Source organism: Clostridium gasigenes (genome assembly GCF_900104115.1).
GTDB lineage: Bacteria > Bacillota > Clostridia > Clostridiales > Clostridiaceae > Clostridium > Clostridium gasigenes.
Genome location: NZ_FNJM01000001.1, coordinates 1011642 through 1030256, shown reverse-complemented (window position 1 = coordinate 1030256; position 18615 = coordinate 1011642). Strand labels below are relative to the sequence as shown.

Annotated in this window: 22 protein-coding genes and 2 pseudogenes; 15 read left to right on the top strand and 9 right to left on the bottom strand. The window is 28.6% G+C overall.

Features of this window, described 5'->3' with window-relative positions; translation table 11 throughout:
- Together BLS77_RS05005 and BLS77_RS05000 are read left to right on the top strand one after the other, a co-directional pair.
- On the top strand, window positions 1–514 hold a 514-nt coding region (locus tag BLS77_RS05005), incomplete at its 5' end, for an LPXTG cell wall anchor domain-containing protein (RefSeq protein WP_139164816.1).
- 305 nt (window positions 515–819) lie between these two features.
- On the top strand, window positions 820–1038 hold the full coding sequence (locus BLS77_RS05000; RefSeq protein WP_089966453.1) for a DUF2922 domain-containing protein: 219 nt from the start codon (window positions 820–822) through the stop codon (window positions 1036–1038).
- 619 nt (window positions 1039–1657) lie between these two features.
- Here the strand turns inward: BLS77_RS05000 and BLS77_RS04990 are convergent.
- Window positions 1658–3136 carry a multicopper oxidase domain-containing protein gene (locus tag BLS77_RS04990; protein ID WP_089966451.1) on the bottom strand — a complete coding sequence of 493 codons (1479 nt, stop codon included), beginning with the start codon at window positions 3134–3136 and terminating at the stop codon, window positions 1658–1660.
- A gap of 442 nt (window positions 3137–3578) precedes the next feature.
- Between BLS77_RS04990 and BLS77_RS20135 the strand changes: the two genes are divergently transcribed.
- Window positions 3579–3905: a DUF1016 N-terminal domain-containing protein gene (locus BLS77_RS20135; protein ID WP_242873932.1), complete on the top strand. Its 327-nt coding sequence runs from the start codon at window positions 3579–3581 to the stop codon at window positions 3903–3905.
- Window positions 3868–4158 (top strand): PDDEXK nuclease domain-containing protein, encoded by a 291-nt coding sequence (locus BLS77_RS20130; RefSeq protein WP_207648673.1) that lies wholly within the window; start codon window positions 3868–3870, stop codon window positions 4156–4158. Before BLS77_RS20135 ends, BLS77_RS20130 begins: the two co-directional genes overlap by 38 nt.
- A gap of 196 nt (window positions 4159–4354) precedes the next feature.
- On the opposite strand, the gene BLS77_RS20235 is transcribed toward BLS77_RS20130, so the two are convergent.
- A complete protein-coding gene (locus tag BLS77_RS20235; protein ID WP_278336643.1) occupies window positions 4355–4888 on the bottom strand; it encodes a sigma-70 RNA polymerase sigma factor region 4 domain-containing protein in 534 nt (177 codons plus the stop codon).
- Between the two features lie 528 nt (window positions 4889–5416).
- On the opposite strand from BLS77_RS20235, the gene BLS77_RS04975 reads away from it, so the two are divergent.
- Window positions 5417–6556 (top strand): HRDC domain-containing protein, encoded by a 1140-nt coding sequence (locus tag BLS77_RS04975; RefSeq protein ID WP_089966446.1) that lies wholly within the window; start codon window positions 5417–5419, stop codon window positions 6554–6556.
- 175 nt (window positions 6557–6731) lie between these two features.
- A complete protein-coding gene (locus BLS77_RS04970) occupies window positions 6732–7349 on the top strand; it encodes a nuclease-related domain-containing protein (RefSeq protein ID WP_089966444.1) in 618 nt (205 codons plus the stop codon).
- Between the two features lie 81 nt (window positions 7350–7430).
- Here BLS77_RS04970 and BLS77_RS20230 read toward each other — a convergent pair whose 3' ends face one another.
- Window positions 7431–8735: a YHYH domain-containing protein gene (locus BLS77_RS20230; RefSeq protein ID WP_242873930.1), complete on the bottom strand. Its 1305-nt coding sequence runs from the start codon at window positions 8733–8735 to the stop codon at window positions 7431–7433.
- A gap of 369 nt (window positions 8736–9104) precedes the next feature.
- Between BLS77_RS20230 and BLS77_RS19765 the strand changes: the two genes are divergently transcribed.
- The 3 genes from BLS77_RS19765 (at window position 9105) to BLS77_RS04955 (ending at window position 9792) form a co-directional block, all read left to right on the top strand.
- The gene (locus BLS77_RS19765) at window positions 9105–9248 is read left to right on the top strand and encodes a hypothetical protein (protein WP_175490772.1); all 144 of its coding nucleotides are present in this window, start codon (window positions 9105–9107) and stop codon (window positions 9246–9248) included.
- 91 nt (window positions 9249–9339) lie between these two features.
- Window positions 9340–9549, top strand: a complete 210-nt coding sequence (locus BLS77_RS04960) for a hypothetical protein (protein WP_089966442.1) — start codon at window positions 9340–9342, stop codon at window positions 9547–9549.
- A gap of 6 nt (window positions 9550–9555) precedes the next feature.
- The gene (locus BLS77_RS04955) at window positions 9556–9792 is read left to right on the top strand and encodes a hypothetical protein (protein WP_089966440.1); all 237 of its coding nucleotides are present in this window, start codon (window positions 9556–9558) and stop codon (window positions 9790–9792) included.
- A gap of 108 nt (window positions 9793–9900) precedes the next feature.
- Here BLS77_RS04955 and BLS77_RS04950 read toward each other — a convergent pair whose 3' ends face one another.
- The 4 genes and pseudogenes from BLS77_RS04950 to BLS77_RS19450 all read right to left on the bottom strand — a co-directional run.
- On the bottom strand, window positions 9901–10083 hold the full coding sequence (locus BLS77_RS04950) for a hypothetical protein (RefSeq protein ID WP_089966438.1): 183 nt from the start codon (window positions 10081–10083) through the stop codon (window positions 9901–9903).
- Between the two features lie 84 nt (window positions 10084–10167).
- Window positions 10168–10413: pseudogene (locus BLS77_RS20225) on the bottom strand (transposase); the annotation flags it as partial.
- Window positions 10414–10543: 130 nt separating this feature from the next.
- On the bottom strand, window positions 10544–11176 hold the full coding sequence (locus tag BLS77_RS04945) for a DUF6064 family protein (RefSeq protein ID WP_089966436.1): 633 nt from the start codon (window positions 11174–11176) through the stop codon (window positions 10544–10546).
- A gap of 313 nt (window positions 11177–11489) precedes the next feature.
- Window positions 11490–11612 (bottom strand): annotated as a pseudogene (locus BLS77_RS19450) (IS1595 family transposase); the annotation flags it as partial.
- A gap of 186 nt (window positions 11613–11798) precedes the next feature.
- On the opposite strand from BLS77_RS19450, the gene BLS77_RS04940 reads away from it, so the two are divergent.
- Together BLS77_RS04940 and BLS77_RS04935 are read left to right on the top strand one after the other, a co-directional pair.
- Window positions 11799–12524, top strand: coding sequence for a Bax inhibitor-1/YccA family protein (locus BLS77_RS04940; protein ID WP_089966434.1), 726 nt, complete (start codon window positions 11799–11801; stop codon window positions 12522–12524).
- A 288-nt stretch (window positions 12525–12812) separates the two neighbouring features.
- A complete protein-coding gene (locus BLS77_RS04935) occupies window positions 12813–13652 on the top strand; it encodes a DNA/RNA non-specific endonuclease (protein ID WP_089966432.1) in 840 nt (279 codons plus the stop codon).
- Window positions 13653–13766: 114 nt separating this feature from the next.
- Here BLS77_RS04935 and BLS77_RS04930 read toward each other — a convergent pair whose 3' ends face one another.
- Entirely contained in the window at window positions 13767–14117 is a 351-nt protein-coding gene (locus BLS77_RS04930) for a winged helix-turn-helix transcriptional regulator (protein WP_089966429.1), read from the bottom strand.
- A 246-nt stretch (window positions 14118–14363) separates the two neighbouring features.
- On the opposite strand from BLS77_RS04930, the gene BLS77_RS04920 reads away from it, so the two are divergent.
- The 4 genes from BLS77_RS04920 (at window position 14364) to BLS77_RS19760 (ending at window position 17378) form a co-directional block, all read left to right on the top strand.
- The gene (locus BLS77_RS04920) at window positions 14364–14993 is read left to right on the top strand and encodes a flavodoxin family protein (RefSeq protein WP_089966427.1); all 630 of its coding nucleotides are present in this window, start codon (window positions 14364–14366) and stop codon (window positions 14991–14993) included.
- Window positions 14994–15408: 415 nt separating this feature from the next.
- Window positions 15409–15894 carry a nucleoside deaminase gene (locus tag BLS77_RS04915; protein ID WP_089966425.1) on the top strand — a complete coding sequence of 162 codons (486 nt, stop codon included), beginning with the start codon at window positions 15409–15411 and terminating at the stop codon, window positions 15892–15894.
- 34 nt (window positions 15895–15928) lie between these two features.
- Window positions 15929–17227: a cytosine permease gene (locus tag BLS77_RS04910; RefSeq protein WP_089966423.1), complete on the top strand. Its 1299-nt coding sequence runs from the start codon at window positions 15929–15931 to the stop codon at window positions 17225–17227.
- Entirely contained in the window at window positions 17214–17378 is a 165-nt protein-coding gene (locus tag BLS77_RS19760; protein WP_175490771.1) for a hypothetical protein, read from the top strand. The genes BLS77_RS04910 and BLS77_RS19760 overlap by 14 nt, the downstream gene beginning before the upstream one ends.
- A 149-nt stretch (window positions 17379–17527) precedes the next feature.
- On the opposite strand, the gene BLS77_RS04905 is transcribed toward BLS77_RS19760, so the two are convergent.
- Window positions 17528–18424, bottom strand: a complete 897-nt coding sequence (locus tag BLS77_RS04905; protein ID WP_089966421.1) for a DMT family transporter — start codon at window positions 18422–18424, stop codon at window positions 17528–17530.
- Between the last annotated feature and the right edge of the window lie 191 nt (window positions 18425–18615).

The following is an 18615-nucleotide window of genomic DNA, read 5'->3' as shown; positions in this document are numbered from 1 at the left end:
TTTAGTTGAAAAATTAAATGCAGCTAAGGCAATTGTAATTGATGAAAAATCTACACAAGAAAGTATAGCTACAGCACTTAAAGAATTACAAGGTGCATTAGATCAACTAGAAAAGAAACAAGCTACAATTACTAAGGACGGCATAAATAAAAAAATAGCAGAGGCTGAAAATATAGATATTAGTAAGTATACTGGAAATTCAGCATCCCTATTAGCTGAAAGGATAAGAGGGGCTAGATCAGTAATTGGAGATGTAAATGCTACGGAGGAGAGTATAACAGAAGATTATAATAATCTAGAAGATTCTATAAGTAATCTAGAGAAAGATGAAAATAAGGAGGTTCCAGGAAAGACAGATTCATCAAAGGACAATAATGAAACTGAAACTGCAACTAATGGAGATAAAGTTAAAAGTGGTAATAAGACAAAGAATATTGTATTGTTATCAGGAGCAGTCTTATTATCATTAGGTGGACTAGTTATTATAAGAAAAAGAAGAGTAGCAAATAAATAAAATATATCCTATAGAGTAGATAATGATATGCTCCCCTTAAAGTAGACAGATTAAATAACAAAAAGCTGTTACTATAAAGGGGGCATTTTTGTGTCTCTATTTTTTCAAAAACCTTAACTACTGCATGGTTAAGTGCAGGGAGGTGAAACATATGGCAGTTAATTAATATTAGTTGATACAGCAGTTGTTGTTAAGTACAAAGTTGGTGTTGATACAAAAGGTAATGAAATATTGGCGCTGCCCACCTTTGGTGAAAAAATCAAAGAGCTAATGAATTAAATTTATTAGCTACAGAGGAAACATTAATGGTTGAAAGAGTATTAAATATGAAGTTTAATGACGTAGCTGAGGGTAAATTTATTTTTGCAATTAAAGATATAAAACCTGATATTAAAGATGCAGATATATCTACAGCTATGGATAGTATTATTGCAAAGGATATGTTTTTATCTAAAGGTGGTAAACTTGTATCTAAGGAAGAAGCTCAAATAGTAACTAAAGAAACTACAGATGTAGTACTTTAGTATTAAGGGGAATTTAAGGGACCTAGAAGTGGATGAACTTCTGGGTCCTTTTGCTACTTAATAAATGTTAAGGTGTATAGAAAAACATCTAAGAGTACAATTTAATTGAATTAAATGATAATATTCTTCTAGTGGTATATAATATTATATAAATAGTTTTAATCAGGAGGATTTTATTAACGAATGATAATAAGGAAAATTTATATGATATATTTGAAAAGTGCTCATATAGTGAATTGATGAATTTCTTTAAGTGTGCAAAAACAAAGGAAGAACAAGAGTTTTACATTACCTTATCTAATATTATAGCGTGAGTTTTACTACAATCAGGCTATATCACCCGTTAGATATTTATAGTAGTTGTTATTTCACTAGAAATAACATTTCTTTGATATGTTGCATGCCTATGAAGATTTCCGCCATAGCCGCAGTAGCTACAGCCTGTAACTGTATGATAAAAATTATCAGGATAAATATCTAGCTATTACGTTGTAACTAATCCAGATGAATACAAAGTAGAAATTATAAGAATTTAAAAAATTAATGAACGTAACACAATAGTAATTGTGTTACGTTCATTATTTTTATTAAATACCAACTCTAAATTTATACTGATTTTTTATATACCAAGAATGCAGTAATTTTCAGGGCAAGAACCATGATTCTTTTTTTCACACTTTTGCTCAGGAGCATCTGTTTGAATATAGGTCAATTGTCCTCCTGGATACACCCCATTGTTAGTAGCTTTATAGTCATCATGATTGTGCATAGGATAAAATTGGGGGAAAAAGTTATCATTAACAGTTGAAGGTTCATCGCAGATATCTACATAATTGACTGTATCTATATTATTGATGTTGACTGGTTCAGTTGGAATGTTAGCTATTACATTTGGATCTATATTTTTTATTTTATGCATTTGATTACACAATGAGGATATACAATCTTGTCCATTTACAATATAGTTTCTATATTGTGGACGTTTATCTTCGGCTTCTATCAATAGGTCAAAGGTTTCTCCTGAACCTATGGTAGCTGTAAATCCTCTTTCAAGGCCCTCGTGTGCGTGTAAACCTAATGTTTCAGATATTTTTAAAAATGGACTTGGATTAGCATCTTTACCTATTACTGCAAAATGCCATCCGTGTATATGCCACGGTACGACCTGATAGCCCATATTAATCATTCTAAGCAGGAACAATTCTCCTGTTTTTACATGAACATAGGATTCGTAGTTAAGCTGAGATACATCCTTATTACTGCCTTCAATCGGAGTTAAGGGATGTGGAAGCAAGGTGTCTGGGAAGGCACGACCGTTTACAAGCCAAAAATCAGGTTTAAAATCGATAGGATTAAAATTACCACCTGTTTGAACACTATCATGCCATCTAGTATCTATATCAGAAAGTAACATTATATATTCCTTGTTAAAATAAGACCGTATATCATTGTATGCAAAGTTTCTATTTGTGGCAGTTTCAGAAATATGATCTTGTAGTTTTCCTTTGTATACCCAACTGCCATTACATAATTTTCTTATGCCTACCAATTCAAGACTTTTCATGGACGGATAGACAACTAGGGCTCCGTACATACCCATCTGAACATGCTCAGATGCTTCAACATGACAGTGATACATATAGGTTCCGGGATGTTCCGTATCAAAAAGATAAGTTGCCACGGGTGGGGCTTTATCAAAATCCATCCACATAGGAACTCCAAAGGATGATTCTGGGAAGCCATCTAGCTGAGTAGCTACATGGGCACCATGCATATGCACAGTGTGAGCATCCATAATACCTGCGGTAGGCATGCCTAAATTTATCAAGGTTATATAGACTCTATCGCCCGTTTCTCCCCAGACCATCGGAGAAGGTATGGTGGCGGTTCCTATCAAGTCTTTAAATTTTGGCCAATTAGAGGGGTTTGTCCAATTAAGATCTTCATTTATTACTTTATTATTAACTTTAAAAAGTCCACCAACAAAACCAAAAACATACACTTTCCTACGCTCAGTGCCTACGGGTGGAAGGTCGGGAGAGGTCGGAAGTTCTATGAAACCATCAGTGGCAGCAAGAACATAATGTCTAACACTCATTTTTTAATCACTCCTGTTTATTTATTTTTAATCACTCCTGTTTATTTATTTTTAATCCATATTTAAAGAATAGTAGTTTACATACAATGGAGTTCTCTGGAAGATATGAGTTCAATTATAGGGATACATATCTAATTCATAATATGACAAATATAGTCGAATTGACCCTAAACTCAGATAAATATCATGTTAGTATAAAAGTGTACACACATTAAGTTGAACTGGTAATAAACAAAGAAGAAATTTATATAATTTTTTAGGAAACTAGAATTAAAATATTTAAATATGTAGAGGGCTTGTATAGCAGAAAAAGAATTCAGTCAGCTATAATTACATCACTCCAGATCAATATGAAATAATCGACTTTCCAGAGTATAAGTTTAGGCTTGTTTACCTATCAAATGAATATGGTAAAGATTATAGTGAGGCTAATTTATTTAATATGGTCAGATTATATGATACAATTCAAGATTTTAAGATTTTACAGACGCTGTCTGTAAAATTGACTTGGTCCTATTTGTTAAAGTTTATAACTATCGAGGATGATTTAAAAAGAGAATTTTACATTACAATGTGCATTAATGAACATTGGAGTGTAAGAGCTCTAACGGATAGAATAAACTCTATGCTTTATGAAAGAACTGCAATATCTAAAAAACCAGAATTAACAATTGTGAATGATTTAAAGCAGTTAAGTATTTTATCACAGAAAATTAAGACGACTTGTATTAATAGAGCTGAAGTTAGGCGAATTTTTACCGGAACATAAAGGTCAAGTAGAATTATATCTAAGATGGCTTCAAAAGAATGAGATGAATGAGGGTGAAAATCCACCTATTGCTATAATATTATGTGCAAGCAAAAATGAGGAAGAAATAGAGTTGCTTGAAGTGGATAAGAGTGGAATACATGTTGGTCAATACTTAACTCTGCTGCCACCTAAAGAATTATTTCAAGAAAAACTACACAAAGCAATAGAAAGAGCTAAAGAAAGTTTTTGGGCAAAAGGATTAGAGGAGTAAGCCCCTTCATCCTTCGTAAACTCAGTCGATGCCAGCACTATTGGGGGTTGTAAAATTCCCAGTTATATAAAGAAACATAAACAAAACATTATTATAAAGATTGAGGATATCTATTAATGGGACTACAACCATTGAAATAGATATCGTCTTTTGGCGCTGCCCACCTTTGGTGTAAAAATCAAAGAGATAATAAGTATCAGGAAATATGAAAAATGTTACACCCAATAGCTGACTTCAGCTTGTTAAGAGCTCTCTTTTTAAGGGTTGTACAATAGTAGTAGTCTTTTTCTTTTAGCTCTGCATATTTTGATAGATATTGTTTTTCACTAGTTTCATCATTTAGGTATAGAAACTTTACAAGTTCAAGTTCCTCTTTATCTAGGAGTTGCAGTGAAAACAACAACTCTTTTGAAGCTATTGTTTTAATTATAACTTCTTCTAATATTTTAGTATCTGGGATAAGATCCATAGATTCCATATTATCCTTAACTATGGTGTTTAAGCTGAAAACTTCATTGTATCTAATTTCTTTTCTGCATAAATAGTTGAAGTTGTTTTTTATAGAAAAAAACACATAAGAATTAAAAGCTTCAATTCCTTTACTTATATCAAAGTTATTTATTGACTTAAGTACTGATTCTATACCAGTTTGAACAAAATCATCAAAGGTATATCCATTTAAGTAAATACCTTTAGTTTGGAAAACTATTAAAGCATAATATTTTTTTATTAATAATTCTTTTGCAGCCTTATCCCCATTTTTTGAAAGGGTTAATAATACAAAAACATCATCCTTATCCCCATGGTGCTTAATAGGTGTATAGTCCTTACTAATATTTATAAAGAATATTGCTTGTAAATATTCTTTATAAATATTAGTGAAAAAATGAGAAAGATTATTCTATTTTCATAAAACGCAAACGGATGTTTGTTATTTGATTATATAATACAATTTATTACAACTAAAATCAAGAAAAATATACAAAAAATTCAAAAAAAAACTAAAAATGCATAAATGGTATTAAAACCATTTAAATAGATACCGTGTTTTTTATAATTAGCTAGTTTAAATACAATATTAGATTAGTGTTAAGTTACTTATACAAAATAACAAAAATATTGTATAATGGTAATATATGCTTTATTTTGGATGGAGTATTTATAAAAATATAACTTAATAAATAAATTGTAATAGAGTTAAGCATTACAAAAGTATGAGGGTAAGGTTAATGTATTAGTTAATCGTTTAGGGGGAATTATGTCAATAATAAAAAGTTTACTAGGAATTAAAGAAATAAAAAATACAATTTTCTATAAGGATTTTAGTGAGGATAATCGTTGGTTAAATGAGCTTATAGATATTAGTAGTAGGATTAAAAGTAATAAGAAAAAGAATATTGATAGGGACATAGCTTTTTTAAAGGCCGGAATTAGTGGTGAGAAGAATGTTTACTATGAATTGAAAAATTCTTTTATTCCAATGATATGTCTACATGATATAAGAATTGAGGATGGCGATTATGCAGCCCAATTAGATTTTGTAGTAATTACACATAAGTATATAATGATTTTAGAAACTAAAAAACTTAATGGGGATATTTTAATTAATGAATGTGGTGACTTTATTAGAAGTATAAAAAATAACTACAGTAAGGGTATAAAAAAAGAGGGAATATACAGTCCAATAGCACAAAATGATAGACATGTGAGAATACTAAAAGAAATATTAATGAAAAATGGTAAAATAAGAAATACGCCTATTATATCAGGTGTTGTAATAGCAAATCCAAAGAGTATAGTAAATAAAACTAAAGCATCTAAAAAAATTAAGGATGAGATATTTAGATATGATCAGTTAACTGAAATTTTAAATGAAAAATTAAAAGTACATAAAGACAGTGAAATGTTGGAACATAGAATGAAGGAAGTAGCGGATTTTCTAATTATTAATAATAAAAACATACATATAGATTATAATAAAAAATACTCATTAACTGAGGAAGATTTCATTGGAAATAATGAAGCGGCTGAAGTTGTAATTAATGAATTTAAAGCAAATAAAATAGAGTATAAAAAAATTGAAATAGATGAAGAAAAAATAGTAGAAGAACTGATAAAAAAAATCACTAAAAAAGATAGTGAATATAAGTTATCAGAAAAACAGGTTATAAGTTCAGAATCAAGTGATATATTAATAAATAAACTAAAAGAGTATAGAACCAGTATGGCAAGATCAGAAAAAGTAAGCCCATATTTTATATATAACAATGAAACCTTAGGAGAAATTATAAAAATAAAGCCTAAAAATAAAGAAGAATTAATGAAAGTACGAGGATTTGGACCAATAAAAGTTGAAAAGTATGGGGACAGCATAATAGATATAATAAATGTTGTATAGTTAGAGGGACCTCAGCGAGTTATCCGTCACAAGGATAACTGTGACTTGCTTAAAATGGAAAATAAAGGATTTAAACGATTGGCATTACCTCCACGGCACCATGGTAAGGTATAAAAAATATCGGCAATAATAGATGCAGATGGAGAAACATACGAAGTAGAGAGGGGACGGCAATGTGGAAATCGTAATGGTAATAATACTATTTATAATAATTATGATACTAAAAGTATTTGAGCCTAACATAAAGGGGTATATAGGAGAAAGTCAAGTTAATAGCGTGTTAGCAAAAATTGATGAGTATGAAGTTTTACATGATATTATGCTGAAAACAGAAACTGGAACTACGCAAATAGATCATGTTTTAATTGGAAGAAAAGGAGTATTTGTTATAGAAACTAAAAATTATGATGGTTGGATATTTGGTGATGAAAAATCTAAATACTGGACTCAAACAATTTATAAGAAAAAAAGCAGATTCTTTAATCCAATAAGACAGAACTATGGACATGTTAAGGCAATTGAAAAAATTATAGACGAAAAATATAAAGATTCACTACATTCAGTAATTGTATTTGGATATAGGTGTAAATTAAAAAAACTTACAGTAATCACACCGGTAATATATCTTAATGATTTAAAGAAGTTTATATTGAAATTTGGTAATGATATAAAATTAACATCAGAAGATATTAGTTATGTTTATAAAACATTATCTAATGCAAATATAACCGATAAAAAATTGAGAAGAGATCATGTGAAAATGGTAAAGGCAAAGAGCCGGGATAATAGGTAGAAGTTAGTAATGGAAAAGCAGATAAATTTGTTTTTATACAAGTTTATCTGCTTTTATATTTCAAGATAAAATTTACAAATTTTATGCTTTTATCTTTTTATATTTTTTTATGTCTTTAGGTTCTTTATTTAGTATTTTTACTTCTTGAACCATATTATCTTTAGAAATTGTAATTATAGATATTTTCTTTGGAGCCGATTTACTTATTTTATTATTTCGCTTTAAATTATATATATCATAAGTAAAGTCATCGTTAGATCTCTGATAAGATGACTTTGTAGTATAGGAATCTATAAAGTCTTTACTTAAGAATGATTCAATTAATGCAGAGGTAGTTTCTTTAGTGTATCCATTTTCTTCAATAGCATTTATAAAGAAGCTAATATCAGTAACTTTCTTTTTTGATTTATCATTTATAGAAATAAATGTACTGTCATCAATATCAGTATTACCAATTTTAATTTTATCATTTTCTTCAGCGTAAAGTGAAAAGTCTTCTAAAGATTCTCCAAGCATAGGCACGTCTTTAAGAAAATTATTAAAGACATCAATAGCTTCTTTATGTGATTCTAATGCAGCATTTTTTATATGTGTATTAGTATAAGCTATTTCATCAAATTCTTCATTTTTCAAACCACTTATATATGATTCTATAGACTGCGTCAACATATCAGCATCAATATTTTTTTCGCCTTCGCTATAACCCTCTTTGTATGATCCTGTAAACTCATCTAAATAATTTCCTTCATAATTCAATGATTCTTTAGTAATTTTATTATATCCATCTTCTATACCTAAGGATTTTCCTTTAGTCTTAGTGGTAGATATTTCTACATTTCTTTTATCTAATCCTTCCTTATGAGATAAAGCATATTGAGTTGTATAAACTGATTTATGTTTATCTGAATATGATGAAGATTGATTACTGCTTCCAGCGTAGCCATCCTTGATTCCATTAGACTTAGCTATTTCTGTTACTGAAGCTTTTTCATCATTTAATACTTGTACACCTTTGGAATACCCTAGAGAATATCCAGTAGAAAAAGATGAACTAGATGATGAAGGTGTACTTGGTTTTTCAACTAAGGAGTCATTATAGCCTTGATCATAACCTTTATCTTTTTCTAGCTGTTCTTTATAAGCCTTTTCTTGATTGACTGAAGCCTCATTACTAGAATTAGTAGTAAACTCACATACGCCACCTGGATGTAAGTGAGGACCCATACCATGATGATAATGATAACTTCCTAGGCCAGAAGCATTTTTATTATCCTTATGACCACCATTAGAATCTGTTTTTCCTGGATGTGCGAATGCAGTTAAAGAGTTTGAGAAGATAGATATAGTTATTGTTAAAGTAATTAATTTTAGTTTAGTTTTTTTCATTAATATGTTTCCCCCTAAATTATACAATGTAAAGTAATATGTATATTAAAAATTATACAACTTTATAGAGAATATTACAATAAAAGCATTATAAAACTATATTTGTATATAATTTTTAGTTTTAAATATAATTTATAGTAGATGTTAATATGAAAATAAGGAAATACAAACAAAACATAGGTATTTATACAAAATAAAATAAATATTGTATAATATGAACAGACATATAGTTTTCACAGTGTAGTAGCAAAATATATTGCTAACTACATGTACTGGTTTAAATAATTACATTACTATGTTGGATAAGTTAATAGGCACACTATGTTAAGATTTATGCGTCTAAATAATTGTGTTTTAAGGGGGAAGGGTATGTTAGATTTATTAATTAAGTCATTGTTTATAGTAGTACCAATGTTATTAAGTATGGCAGTTTATTATAAAGTTGATAAAGAATATACAATAACAGATAAGGTAAGTTTAAAAATAAAAACAAACAGATATAAATTTTATTGAAATTAAAACTAAAGGAAGGTGCTTCTAGATTTCTTAAAAATTGTAAAATTATTAACACTATTTTTTAACATGGCCTAATGTTATTAAAGAAATGAATCCATTAGATGGTTTACTTGAATTTGGTGCTAATGACATCAGTTCTATAGAAGTGGAGTTTAGAGTTAAATCTGATAGTGTTGTTCCTAAAGATATTTTATCATTGACAAAGACAGGAAAATTATCAAAGAAAGCTATGACTAAAACTAGATATTATGAACTTGTTCAGGATTATGTATGTAGCTGTGCTATAAGAATTTCGTGAGATATTATGGCTCTCTTACCAGTTGATAAAGTTGTAGTTTATGATGTTGATAATATGCTTAATACATCAACAGGTTTTAATAATGATATTATTATTTTATCGGTTGTATTGGATAGAAAAACTTTAGATCAATTAATCTTTGAATTAATTGATCCTTCAGATGCACTTGGAAATTTCAATTATAATATGAAGTATCACAAAACAGCAGGGCTAAGGGAAGTAGAAAAAGTAACAATATATTAATAGTTATTAATATAGGAGAGCAAAAACATTATTATAAAGATTGAGGATAGGTATAGTGGGACTAAAACCATTATGACTATTCTCACATAATTTATAAAATCCACATTACTAACTGTTGCTTTTTAATTTTACAGTGCTATAACTTAAAAAAAATAAATCAATAAGCATTATGCCACCTATAACTCTTATTGCAACATCAGAGAATGGTGATATAAACCAGTTAATCCCCATACATATTATCGTAATTATCATTATAATTAAGCTCATCATAAATACATTTTTGTTTTTCATTTAATCTTTTCCTCCTTATCAATAATAAAGGTATTATATAATATAATACAATTATTAAATAGCATATATATTAATTATATACTATTTAAACCATTTTGCTAAAGGTAATTTGGTGTAAGGTAAAGAAGATTTAGTTAAATCATTGAATGATTTATTACACTCTTTACATACATATCTTCAACGCTCATTTAACTTTCCGTTCTTAATAATAGCGAGGGATTGACAATGCGAATAGTGTTCACCCTTACTAAATATGGACTCCTTAAAATTTTCATTAAGCGAAATTTTAGAAGTACCTAACGTAATCATTTCCTCTATATAATTAAATAGTTATATTAAGGCGTAATAGAATCTAAATATTATAAAGAGTGAGGATATCTATTAATGATACTAAAACCATTGAAATAGATATCCTCTTTTTATTTTACAGTAAAAATATTTATATTTTTAAAATCAAATTTTAATTTCTTTTACATTGATGTTTTTCAAATATAATTTTACTGAAAATTACAGTTGCAACAATACCAACAAAAATCATAATAATATCTTCCCATACTCCAAATTCAAATACATTAATAAATCCACCAGGAACTGCTAATGCTATCAATATTATAAGTAAAATGTAATTTACATTTTTTGAATAAGAAATCAAAAGAATTAATGTAAAAGTAATTAAATTACAAGGAAAAATTATACCAAACATTTTTGGCCATTCTCTTCCTATCAGAAAACTAAAAATAGGAAAAGTGAACCATATAACATAAAGTATACTGACTATTTTGTCATACCTCTTGTTTCTTGTAAACTTAACTTTATTTACAAATATATCAACAATCCATAATAATGCTACAATTCCAAAAGGAATTGCGTTTAATACATTATTAAATTCAGATGAACCATGCAAAATAAAATAAACTACTGCAATCCATGTAAAACATATAGCCAAAAAGATTTTTTCGCATAAAATTATAATTTTTGATGGTTTATTATATATCAAAAATATAATAAATAGTTCTATTAAAAAAATAGCAATCTGAAATATCCATGTATCCTTATTATATTCTCCTGCTATATTCCAAAATAATGTCTCCATTGCACTCCCTCCTTACTCACAAAATATAAATACACTTAGTTAGTTTTTGCTACAATTGTTAATTGTATTATAGTTTTATATTGCATTTATCATAACATAATTTAAAAACATATGGCAAGTTATACATATATTGGTTCTCTGTTTTTAAAAAGAATTACTTTTGTATATTAATATTCTACATTACTTTGAACCATAAAATTTTTAACATTTATGATTTCCTTATCTGTATCGAACAATTGAAGCCATTTAAATAACTTGATATAGTTTCAAATCTACAAAGAGGGAATACTTTCTCCTTAGAAAATCTAAGTTATTTAACTTCTTGTTCTACTTGCGAACCTAAGACAAGAATTTCTTCTAAAGTTGATAGCATTTGTTCTTCCTGATGTAAAGGTAACTTTTCAATATCATTTAATATAGTCTTCACATTTGGCATAATGCAACCACCGAAACACTTAGAAATAGGTATATGTATTTTTAAAATTTAAAAAGCTAAAACATCCTAAAAAAATAACATTATTTATTATTAATGATATAATGTTCATGTAAGAAACAAAAGTAAAAGAATAAGGTGTCAATTAGCCTTATATAAACTACTAGATATAAAGAGGAGTTGATTGTATTGATTAAAAATGGAAATCCTTTTTTAGAGAAGGGGTTCAAAAATGTAACATACCAGGATAATTCAATGACAGTAGGTGGAACTGTATTAAAAACAATGGTGTTATTAGCTTTAGTTGGGTTCTCATTCATATATAGTTGGTTGGAAATGGGGTCTGGTATAGGTAAATTTACAACAATACTAGGAATAGCTGTAGTTATTGCATTTATAAGTTCGCTTGTAACGGCTTTTATACCTAAAATATCTCCAATTACAGCGCCTATATATGCTGTATCAGAAGGGATACTTTTAGGTTATATATCAAAATTAGCTGACTTAAAATTTCCTGGAATAGTAGTCTCAGCTATATTATTAACTTTAGCTTTAACTTTAGCTACATTGTTAATATATAGAAGAAATCCAGCAGTTGCTGGCAAGATAACAAGGGGAGTAATGATAGCTACCTTTGGTGTATTCTTAACATATTTAGTTACATTCGTTCTTGGATTTTTTGGAATAAGCTTACCTATATTTGGCTCAGGTCCTATAGGAATATTATTTAGTGTTGCCGTGATTGTCATTGCTACATTAAATTTAATAGTAGACTATGATTTTATTTTGAAAAATGTATCCCAGGGAGCACCAAAATATATGGAATGGTACTCTGCATATGGATTAATGGTTACATTGGTTTGGCTATATATTGAAATATTAAGACTTCTTACTAAGCTTAAGTCAGATGACTAGACTGTAACACCATTTTACAAATATAGTGTATAGATCAAAGATTGAACTGTAATAGAGATAAAACTTTATTACAGTTTTTTGTTTAACAAAAATAGATTATGGACAGTATTATTTCATTTAGATAAAAAGGTTTTAGATAGAGCGGTGGCTAAAGCTAGACAAGCAAATAAAAGTAGTAGGACTTGTTAAACAAAATAGATGGTTAAGTACAATAGGGAAGTCAAAAGTATAGTATAACGTATATCCAGAAAATAAATTTAGATTATTAATAAGGAGGGAAATAAAAAAATGAAAGGTTTTAATGTAGATTTTTTAGGGGGAAATTTAAAAGTTAAGGTTCCTACTTTAGATGAAGAATTATTGAAGGTTTCATTAAATAATGGAGAAATATTTGATTTTACACATTTTTCTTTAGCTATGAATAAGATCTTAAAATCTGCAATATACGTTGCTAGTAATGTGGATAAATCTAAGTTTAAGAAAATACATGAGCATAGACATTGGCATTTTGATAGTATAATAGGTGAAGAAAATCAACTGGGGAATGATTTTTATGAGAAGAATAATTGGGATAGAGGGCACTTAGCTAGAAGAGCTGATTTAATGTGGGGAAGTGAGGATGATGTTGAAAATGCACAATATGATTCTTGCTGCTGGGCTAATATTTCATTACAGCACCATGAATTTAATACAGGGATTTGGAGCAAATTAGAAGGTTGGATTATTGAAAATCCAGATATACTAAGTAAAAAAATATCAATTTTTACAGGACCTATTAATGGTGGTGGCAGTATGGAGTATTGCGGAGTTAAGAAGGTATTAGGCTGTGGAATTTTTATACCAACTGCTTTTTGGAAGGTAATATTCTATATTAACAAAAGTAATAATTTGAAATGCATATCATTTATTATGAGCCAAGAGGAATATTTAAAAAGAGGAAAAAATGAAGGCTTGAAATTTTTAAAGCCTTATGAAGTAAGCTTAAAAGAAATTAGTCGCTTAACCAATTTAAAGTTTGAGGATAATTTATATGATGTAGATGTATTTAATAATAATGATAATACTATAGAGAGTAAGGATCAGGAAGTTCATTTAATTGAAGGTGAAGACGATTTAATTTTATATTAAGAAGAAAAAGATCTATACAATATACTGAAGAGGAGATGAAAATAATGATATAGAATGTATAGATTCAAAGGTGTATTTATCTTTGATTATGAAGAATCAATTAAAAGAAGGGGCCTAAGTAATTAGTTTATAATAATCATCTCCCCAATGGCACATCATACTAAGAATAGGCATTAAAGTCTCTCCTAAATCGGTCAATGAATATTCAACCTTTGGAGGAACTTGAGCATAAACTTTTCTATTAACTAAATTATCCATTTCTAGCTCTCTTAACTGTTGAGTTAGCATTTTTTGAGTTATTTGAGGAATCAGTTTTTTTAATTCAGTAAATCGCTGCGTTCCTTTGGTGCCTAGATGCCAAATAATAATTGGCTTCCATTTTCCTCCGATTAAATCCATTGTAATTTCAAAGGTACATGTATAAATTTTATTTTTAAATTCTAAAGTATTGCAACTGGAGCTCATAGTTCTCATCCTTTCAATAGTATCCTTTTGGGTACTATAATACAAAATAGTGCGTACTTGCTATATTTAAACTTATTTTTTATAATGATAGCATAAATCATAAAAAAATACAATTAGGAGGATAGTGTAAATGAATGCAATATTAAAAAAGACTCTAGGTGGGCAGAAAAGGCTGTTAAAAGTCTTATATAAACATTTTGAAAAAGTAAACTTAAATATAAACTATATATAGAGGAGATTTAATATATGAAGGTTGTTGCATTTAATGGAAGTCCTAAAAAGGAAGGTAACACATATCACGCTATAAGTATGGTAGCAAAGGAATTAGAAAAGGAAGGCATAGAAGTTGAAATTATACATGTAGGGAACAAGATTATAAGAGGCTGTCTTGCATGTAATGCTTGTGCAAGAAATCAAAATGGCAAATGTATAATTGATAATGATGAAGTAAATGAATGGATACAGAAAATGAAAGAGTCAGATGGTATAATACTAGGTTCTCCAGTTCATTATTCAGCTATAGGTGGAACTATGAAATCATTTTTAGATAGAGCATTTTATGTTGCCAACGGTGGAATGTTAAGGCATAAGGTAGGAGCTACAGTAGCAGCGGTTAGACGTTCAGGGGGGGTTACTACTTTTAATCAATTGAATAATTACATTAATTATGCTGAAATGCTTATGCCAAGTTCAAATTACTGGAATGTAATACATGGAACTGCACCAGGCGAAGCTACAGAAGATGAAGAAGGAAGACAAATAATGAGAGTTCTTGGACAAAATATGGCATGGCTTATGAAGTTGGTTGAAAATGGAAAACAAACTGTTAAAGAACCAGAAAGAGAAAATAAAGTATTTACGAATTTTATTCGATAATTTAGAAAATCTAATAATGAAAAAGATGAAAAAAGAAGTAATGAACTAAGGGGAGACTTGAAATCTTGTGAATATAGTATTATACACTATATTCAGCAAAAGAATGATATTACAAAGGAATTAATAAATTATATTAAAGGATTATGTAAATGAAATAAAAAACGAGAGTATTAAAGCTTTAGAGAGTAATATAAGGATTAAGGATATATATTGATGGTAATAAAACCATTAATATATGTCCTATTTTTATTATTAAATACAAAGTTGGTATTGATAAAGAGAGTAATAAATTTTAAGTATTACATATAAATATTCTTGAAATTTATTAAGTGAATAATACCGACATAACTAATTTTAATTTAACATATAAGTAATTATATATTGAAATTTATTATAATTATAGGGGGGGTATGAGATGAGTTACAAAGATCACCTTTATTATTTAGACAAATGCGTGGAAGTATCAAAATATTCACGAGATTCTGGTAATATGCCATTTGGTTGTATTTTAGTTAACAAAAATGGTGAAATTTTAATGGAACAAATGAATGTAGAAGGTACAGATTATAAATGTACAGGACATGCAGAAACACAATTGATTGAGAGCGCTTCAATGAAATATACGAAAAGTTTCTTGTGGGATTGCACTTTATATTCTACAGCAGAACCATGCGCTATGTGTACAGGTGCAATGTATTGGGCTAATCTTGGGAGAATAGTTTATGGTATGAGTGAAAAAGATTTATTAGCTGTAACAGGAAGTGATCCTAAAAATCCTACTTTTGATTTACCTTGTAGAGAAGTACTTGCACGTGGTCAAAAAGATATTAAAGTGTTAGGACCATTTCCTGAAATTGTAGATGCTGTAGCTGAAGTGCACAAAGAATTTTGGAATAAATAATTATAGAAATATTAATATTTAGGAGGAGATTTAAGTGAGTTTTAAAGAAAAAAGCAAATCAAGAACTAATGACTATGAATTTACTGCAGTACCTGAGGATAAAAGAAAAAGTTATACAAGTCTTACAATTGTTTGGACAGGTTATGTATTTGTTATTACTAGTATGATGGCAGGTGGAGGATTAGCACTAGGGCTTACATTTAAAGATATTTTACTTGTTTGCATTCTTGGAAACGTATTCTTAGGTGTTATAGCAACGCTTATAAGTATTATATCAAGTAAAAATGGTCTTAGCTTTGCCCTTCTTACTAAATATAGTTTTGGTACAAATGGATCTAAAATTGCTTCATTCTTTGTACCAGTTGTTAATCTTGGATGGTATATTATTCAAGCAGCTACCTATGGGCATTTTATTGCTTTAATATTTAATTTAGGGTCTATAGGTGAAGGAATCTGTATGGTTTCAAGTGCAGTACTAATGGGTGTATTTGCATTTTCAGGCATAAAGGCAATTACAGTTTTGGGATATGTATCTATTCCGGCTATAGTTTTCTTATCTATTGCTACATCTGTTAGAGCTATAGGTATGTATGGTGGTATTCAAAACATATTCGATTATACTCCGTCTGCGCCTATGGCAATTAGTACAGGTGTTACTGCAATTATAGGTACTTGGATTTTATCTTCTGCTACATGTATAGCGGATATAATGCGTTATGCTAAAAGTACTAAAGAGGCTGTTTTAAGTTCACTTACTGGGTTATTACTTGGTAATTCATTAATGATTATATGTGGAGCCTTAGCTGCAATTGCTGTAAATAACAGTGATTTACCTGCAGTGTTATTATCTATGGGATTGTTAATTCCTTCAATTATACTTATGACAACAAATATTTTTACAACTAATGCTGCCAATCTTTACTCCAATTCACTGAATCTTTCTAACTCATTTAATATGGATCGTAAAAAAATGATAATTATATTATTAGTTATTGCCGCTTTAGGTACACTAACTAGACCTTATGAAATAGGAGCGTTTTTTACATTCTTAGAGCTATTAGGAAATGTTATTCCTCCACTTGCTGGAATAATAATAGCAGATTACTTTATAATTAATAAAGGAAAGTATGATTCTCTTAATAATGCTAAATTTCAAAAATGGAATATATTAGCGTTTGCAACATGGTTAATATCTCTTGGCTTATCTTTCGCTATACCATTTGGATTACCAGCTTTAACTAGTCTTATTTCTTCAATTATAATTTTCCCAATATTAACTATAATATTAAAAAAATCAAAAAAACAAGGGGGAGTTAATTATGAGAAAATATAAGATTAGTGCTATATTAGGTATAGTTTTGATGGGGGTAAGCTCTTTTCTAGCATGTGTTTCTCAAACTTCTTTAATAGTATTAATTGGTAATATTGGTATTATGGTAAGCATAGGAGTTATGACCTATGGTTTTTTACATTTGCAACCATAGCATAAGATTAAATAATAAACCGATGTAGTGCTTTAGTATTAAGTGGAATTTAAGGGACTTAGAAGTTATATTTTAAATTTTTAAATTTATAAAAAGAAAAATAGGAGTCTGTGACATTAAAGTGTCACAGACTCCTATTTTTAATGTTATTAAGCAGGTTGTTTTTTCTTAGAAGTAGAAAGTATTAAAACACCTGCAAAGATTAATATACATGCAATTATTTTTATTAGTGTAATTTTTTCACCTAATAATAATGCCCCAAAAAGTACACTTGTTATAGGCTCAAATGTACTTATAACAGAAGCTTCACTTGCACCAATATGATTTATTCCAACTTGTAATAAAGATAAAGCAACAATTGTACATAAAAATGCGAATATTGTTGATATACCCCATGCTTTAGGTGTTAATGAGGAGAATACAAGTTGATTTGTAGCTAGTCCATATAAAAGCATAGATATACTTGAAGTAATAGCTATATAAAATGTTATTTTAAATGGTGATTCGCCTTTTAATCCACTTTTGTCCATAAAAATAATATAAAATGAATAAAATACTCCAGAACCTATTGCTAATAATAATCCAAATGCGGTGCTAGAACTAAGAGAAGCAGAAGTTATAGCTGATATAAAGAAACATCCTATACCAGACATAGCCACAATTAGTGCTAAAACCTTCCGTTTATTTAACTTCTCATTGAAAAAAAATATACATCCTAATGTTACAAAAATAGGATAAGTAAAATGTAGAGGCATTACTATACCAACATCTATATAGGCAAAAGCCATATTTAGCATTAGAGTTGTTGTTGAGTTTCCAATCAAAGCAAGTATTATTAAATTTACAAATTGTTTTTTTGTTACTTTTAAATTAATTTTCAAAGATAATAAGATAATTAATAAAAATGGTAGACTTAAAAAGTTTCTCAGAAAAGTTAATGTTACAGGATTACTTCCTTCAACACCATAGGTCATAGGGGCAAGAGCAAATGCAAATCCAAAGGTAATTGAGGATAGCATTGTTAAAATTATTCCTTTTGTTTTCATAATATACCTTCCTTTTTATATAAAATACATCTTTTGTGTAAAGTAAATTGTATTTATAGTATAACATTATAAAATATTACAAGTATTACACTAAAGATACAAATATGTCCTTTATTTGCATAGACATACTAAATGATTCCAGTATCTATCAGAAAAGCTATTATACAAAATGGTTTATAAAACTATTTAAT